Source organism: Actinomycetota bacterium, assembly GCA_036280995.1.
Classification (GTDB): domain Bacteria; phylum Actinomycetota; class CALGFH01; order CALGFH01; family CALGFH01; genus CALGFH01.
On record DASUPQ010000225.1, the window covers coordinates 1 to 5,122 of the forward strand.

Consider the following 5,122-nt stretch of genomic DNA (forward strand, 5'->3'; position numbering starts at 1 on the left):
ACGCCGAGGGCTGAGCGGCGTCAGCGGCCGGCCGGGACGCCTTCCGAGTCCCGGATCGCCGCCAGGCGCCGGTCGACGGCGGCCCGGTGCTCGGGTCGGGCCACCTCCCCCAGGTCGGCCAGCATCGAGCGCACGCGCGCCAGCACCTGGCCGTACCCCTCCGCGTACTGCACCAGCTCGTCGACGGCCACGGCCAGGAACTCCTCCCACCCGACCACCGGGAGCAGCAGCCGCAGCCGGCCGTCGTCGTCGGCCAGCCGGCCGGTGGGGAACGGCCGGGTGGCGAGCCGCCGCAGCAGGTCGTGGAGCTGGTCGATCGCCTGCAGGGCGGTGGTCGGGTCGTTGACGCCGGGGGAGAGGGCCCGGTCGGCGATGTCGGCGAGCTGGCGGAAGCCGAAGGCCACGTCCTGCTCCATGGTCCGCTCCCGGCCGAACTTGATGGAGGCGACCAGGCGGTCGTCCTCGGAGCCGTCGGTCCGGCCGAGGACCTCAAGCAGCGAGGCGCCGGCGGGGACGAAGTCGCCGACCCGCGGGACCAGGGCCAGGACGCAGCCGACCTCGGCGGCCCGCCGGACCAGGGACCGCTCGTCCACCAGCACGACCACGCCGGGTCGAGGCGCCGGGACGGTTCGGGCCGGCGCCGAGGCCGGCCGGGGCGGGCCCGGGTCGCCGCCGTCCTCCGGGTAGCGGCGGTCCAGCTCCGCCCGGGTCTCGCGCCCGATCCCGGCGATGATCGAGGCGGCCCGGATCGAGTTGGTGATGTGGTGGATGTAGTAGAGGAAGATGCCGACACTCAGCAGGACGAGCCCGACGGCGACCGTGGTGGCCAGCTGGGGGACAAAGGGCGAGCCCTCGAAGCTGCTGCGCACCGTCCGCAGCACCATCATGGCGTACACGAAGGTGGCCGTGAACACGCCGAGGGCGAGCTGGTTGGCCCGGTCGCGCAGGAACGTCCGCAGCACCCGCGGCGAGAACTGGCTGCTGGTGAGCTGCAGGACCACCACCGTGATGGAGAAGACCAGGCCGGTGAAGGTGATCATCGAGGAGGTGATGGTGGACAGCAGTGTTCGGGCCGCCTCCGGGCCGCCGGTGAACACCAGCGGCGACCCGGCCTGGCCCAGCCGCTGGTCGATCGTGGTCAGCAGCATGGCCAGCCCGATCGCGACCGCCACGCAAGCCGCCGGCACCAGCCAGAAGCTGGAGCGGACCGTCTCTCGAAGGTGGGCGGGGCGCACGACCGCGACCCTAGCCCGGACCGGGTTGGCGCACCGTCACCTCGGCGGTCTCGGAGGCGATCTCGATGCCCTCGGCGTCCAGGCGGTCCCAGACGCGGCGGGTCATGGCGTCCTTGACCGAGCGGGCGGTGCGCACCGGGACCACGAAGCGGGCCGACAGCTCCATCCAGTTGTCGGTGGCGCGGGCGAACACCCGCGGCTCCAGCTCGGCCCGCGGCACCGGGTAGCGGCGGGTCATGGTCCGCATCGCCTCCTCGGCGCCCTCGGCGCCGGAGGCCCGCACCGCCTCCTGGTGCAGGATCCGCTCGGCCGCCCGCCAGTCGCTGCGGTAGGCGATCGGCACGGTCAGCTCCTCCCAGATGAACTCGAACACCGACGAGTAGTTGTAGACCGGCTCGGTGAAGGTCGCCTTGTTGGACACGGCCACGATGCGGCCGGTGTGCTGGCGGCCCTTGACCCACGAGGCGTCCTCGGCGGCCGACCCGATCTCCAGGATCTTGGTCCGCAGCGGCGTCAGGTCGATCACGTCGCCCTGCACCCCACCCATCTGGATGCGGTCGCCGACCCGAAAGATACGCCCCGAGACGACGTTGACCCAGCCGGCCAGGGCGCCGATGACCTCCTGCATGGCGAAAGCCACCCCGGCCGCGGCCAGGCCGAGGACCACGCCGATGCGGCCGGCGAACGCCCGCCAGATGAGCGCGACGGCCACGATCGCCACCAGCCCGACCAGGTAGTGCACGGCCTTGCGGGTGTAGTAGCGGCTGTAGGGGTCGGCCACCCGCCAGGCGGCCAGCCGCCCGAGCGCCACCGCCAGCAGCACGGCCAGGGCCAGCACGGCGGCCGTGCTGACCAGCTTGCCTGGGACGGTCCGGTTGTCGAGCAGCAGGTCGATGAGCACGTTGCCTCCCGGCCCTCGGGCCAGCGACGTCCATCCGACCACGGTAGCGGTCGGGGCCGCCGCCGTCGTTGCGGCCGGCGAACGGTCAGGTGACGGCCTGTTGTCGACGCGGATAGGTGGGCTCGCGGGCGGCGACCCTGGTCCTGGCAACCGAGACAAGGGAGGTCAACGACCATGGGCAAGACCGCACGCGCCCCGAGCTGGATCAACGTGGCCATCGGCATGTGGGTGCTGGTGAGCCCCTGGCTGCTCGGGTTCACCGAGTCCGGCGGGGCGACAGCGAACGCAGTCGTCACCGGGCTTGCCATCACCATGGTGGCCACCCTCGCGGTGGCCAGGTCGTCGCCGAGCGCATCGTGGGGCAACCTGCTCCTGGCCATCTGGCTGTTCGTCTCACCGTGGGTGGTGGGCTACACCGAGTTCCGCTCGGCGTCCCGCAACGCCTGGTTCATCGCCGTGATGGTGGCCCTGTTCGCGTTCATGACGCTGATCACCGCGTCCCCGGAGCGTGACGACCGGCGCTTCCCGCTGGACACCCGCTGAACCGGCCTCCGGCAGGGGGATCAACCGGGGCCGCCAGGCGCTACGGCAAGCTTTCGCGTACCGCGCGGTCAGATGACGACTGGTCCCGCCCGGCGGCGACGGGCAAGCACCCATGGCCGACGAAGTGCGCGACCAGTGGTGTAGAGGAGTCGTCATGCAGCCGATCAGCGATCGGGAGCCAGCCGGGATGGTGGTGGGTTCTCATGCCAGCTACCGGGCCGCCCGGCAGGAGCCGACAGCCTTGTCTCCCACGGGTTCCCGCCCGATCGGGTCTCGGTCCGGGTCCGCGGGCTGCGGATGGTGAGACGCGGCCTCACCACCGACACCTCTCTCCGGCGCGTCTCCGGCGCGCCGCGCGTGGGGGGCTGCTGGTGGGGGCGATCGGCGGCCTCCTCGGGCTGTGGGTAGCGGGTGTCGTGCCCGCCCTCCCGGCCGGGACCGTCCTGGCGGCCGGCGGCGCCGTGGCGTGGGCGGCCGTTGGGGTCGCGGGCGGGGTCGGGGTGCCCGCCCTTCGGGCTCGATGGCAGGGCCAGACCGGCGTGGAGATGCTGGAGGCGGACGGCTACGACGTCGCGGTCGACGACCGGCTCGGCGAGGCCGCCCGTCGCCTGCTGTACCTGGTGCACCGCCGACCCGACGAGCCCGGCTCCGCCATTCCCTGGAACCACCCCAGGTCCGATCCAGCGCCGGGAACCGCCACCGACGACAGCATCATCGACCATGGTGGCCACCAGCAATGAGGCCGGTCAGCCAGCGGCGCCGAGCACGAAGAGGGTGAGCTCGGGCGGGCAGTTGAACCGGGCGGGGATCCGGCTCATCCCCACGCCCCGGCTGACGTAGAGGTGGTTGCCAGGCCGCCCGTAGCCGGCGATCCAGCCGTCCACGTGCACCTCGTCCTCCTCCAGCAGCGCCAGGTAGGACCAGTCGGGCAGGAGCGGCAGCCCGAGCTGCCCGCTGTGGTGTGGCCGGCGACGGCCAGGGCGCGCTGCCGGCCGGCAGGGCGGGGAACGAGTCGGGATTGTGCATGAACACCAGCCGGGGTGCGCCCGCCGGTACCTGGGCGACCGCCACCGCCGGCCGATCCCGCCCAGGGATGTGCGGGCCGACCCCGACCAGGTACAGCGGCCGGCCGCCGGCACCGGATGGCGCCGGCAGCGCCACGGCCTCGTTCTGCAGGACCCGGATGCCGGCGTCCTCCAGCGCCTCGCGGAGCTCGTCGGCGGTGCCGCCGAGGGCGTCTAGGTCGGGATCGTCCGGCCGCGACGAGCGGCCGGACGATCCCGACGGCGGTGGCGATCTTGGGGGCGGGGTCGGAGGCCGCGTGGTAGACGACGTCCCCGCCCAACAGCACGGCAGCCGGTGGCCGCTCGACCAGCCGGGCCACCCATGCGCCGGGTGGTGCCCTCGTTGCCGAGCCACATCCCCACCTGCACGTCGCACAGAAACGCCACCGTGCGACCCCCCCAGCCGGCAGGCAGGCCGGGGATCGCGGCACGCGCCCGCTCCTCGTCAATCAGGCGCGGCTCGATCCCGAAGCCCTACACCAGCAGCACCAGGCCGAGCACCCCAAGCCCGATGACCACGGCCCGCCGCAGCCTGCGGCCCCTACGAACCCGCACCGGGACCCGTACTCATCCGCATTCCTGGAGCCCTCCCTGGCTGACGGCGGCCTGTCGGCCGACGAGCACCAGGCCATCGGCGCCTACGAGCAGCGCCTGTTTCGCGGCGAATGGGCTGGCGCCCGAGCCCTGCCATCGCCAGCAGGTCTGCTCGACGTCAGGATCGATGCCAGGACGGTTGGGGCGATCGGGGAGGCAAACCCCCTGATGAGGACGCCCCCAACGACCAGGTGCATGGCGATCAGGGCGACGGCTGCGGCGCCGTCGGCAAGGTAGCTGGGTCCGAGCATCGAGATGGCGAGGGCGGTGCTGCCGACGAACGGCCACCAGCCGGCGGTTTTCGCGCTGCGGGCCAGCAGCCGGTGAACACCCCAGGCCGCCAGGCCGGCCAACACCGTCGCCACGAGCACCTCGACTGGTCCGACCCGATTCGGGTCGGGGTCCTTGCTGACGGTCAGCTCGACGCCGAGCAGCCGGACGACCGCCCAGACGACGAGGCCGGCGGCCGCCGCGACGGCGATGACTCCCGCGCTCCTTCGTGCTGACAAGCTCATCGTCCCTGCTCCTTTCCAAGGTCAACGTCCAGTACCGGTGCGCTGTCCAGGGCAACACGCCTGCTCGAGCCTCGGCCGGGTGCAGGGCCCGGTTCCCCAGCACCACCCGAGCACCGCCGGCACGACGACCAGCCAGCCGGGCGCCCGAGGTCGATGGCCAGGACGATCACGAACCCCTCCCACAGCGCAATCAGGGTGAAGCCGACGTGCTCCATATACGGCAACCGCCATCCCTGGCTCCGCCGCTGAAGCAGCCTGCGGGCCGAAGGC

At 72.8% G+C, this 5,122-nt stretch carries 7 protein-coding genes; 3 read left to right on the plus strand and 4 right to left on the minus strand.

Annotated elements, in window-relative coordinates; translation table 11 throughout:
• Positions 1-20 precede the first annotated feature (20 nt).
• A complete protein-coding gene (locus VF468_07265) occupies positions 21-1,235 on the minus strand; it encodes a DUF2254 domain-containing protein (protein ID HEX5878105.1) in 1,215 nt (404 codons plus the stop codon).
• A 10-nt stretch (positions 1,236-1,245) separates the two neighbouring features.
• A complete protein-coding gene (locus VF468_07270; GenBank protein HEX5878106.1) occupies positions 1,246-2,136 on the minus strand; it encodes a mechanosensitive ion channel domain-containing protein in 891 nt (296 codons plus the stop codon).
• A gap of 174 nt (positions 2,137-2,310) precedes the next feature.
• Between VF468_07270 and VF468_07275 the strand changes: the two genes are divergently transcribed.
• Positions 2,311-2,679, plus strand: coding sequence for an SPW repeat protein (locus VF468_07275; protein HEX5878107.1), 369 nt, complete (start codon positions 2,311-2,313; stop codon positions 2,677-2,679).
• Between the two features lie 371 nt (positions 2,680-3,050).
• The gene (locus VF468_07280; GenBank protein ID HEX5878108.1) at positions 3,051-3,419 is read left to right on the plus strand and encodes a hypothetical protein; all 369 of its coding nucleotides are present in this window, start codon (positions 3,051-3,053) and stop codon (positions 3,417-3,419) included.
• A 6-nt stretch (positions 3,420-3,425) separates the two neighbouring features.
• On the opposite strand, the gene VF468_07285 is transcribed toward VF468_07280, so the two are convergent.
• The gene (locus tag VF468_07285; protein ID HEX5878109.1) at positions 3,426-3,569 is read right to left on the minus strand and encodes a hypothetical protein; all 144 of its coding nucleotides are present in this window, start codon (positions 3,567-3,569) and stop codon (positions 3,426-3,428) included.
• Between the two features lie 130 nt (positions 3,570-3,699).
• Between VF468_07285 and VF468_07290 the strand changes: the two genes are divergently transcribed.
• Positions 3,700-3,921, plus strand: coding sequence for a hypothetical protein (locus VF468_07290; protein HEX5878110.1), 222 nt, complete (start codon positions 3,700-3,702; stop codon positions 3,919-3,921).
• A 460-nt stretch (positions 3,922-4,381) separates the two neighbouring features.
• On the opposite strand, the gene VF468_07295 is transcribed toward VF468_07290, so the two are convergent.
• Positions 4,382-4,852, minus strand: a complete 471-nt coding sequence (locus tag VF468_07295; protein HEX5878111.1) for a DUF6069 family protein — start codon at positions 4,850-4,852, stop codon at positions 4,382-4,384.
• Between the last annotated feature and the right edge of the window lie 270 nt (positions 4,853-5,122).

Excerpts from the sequence above, each read along its gene's own strand:
- VF468_07275 (HEX5878107.1), top strand. The coding sequence starts at position 2,311 with ATGGGCAAGACCGCACGCGCCCCGAGCTGGATCAACGTGGCCATCGGC.
- VF468_07295 (HEX5878111.1), bottom strand. The coding sequence starts at position 4,852 with ATGAGCTTGTCAGCACGAAGGAGCGCGGGAGTCATCGCCGTCGCGGCG.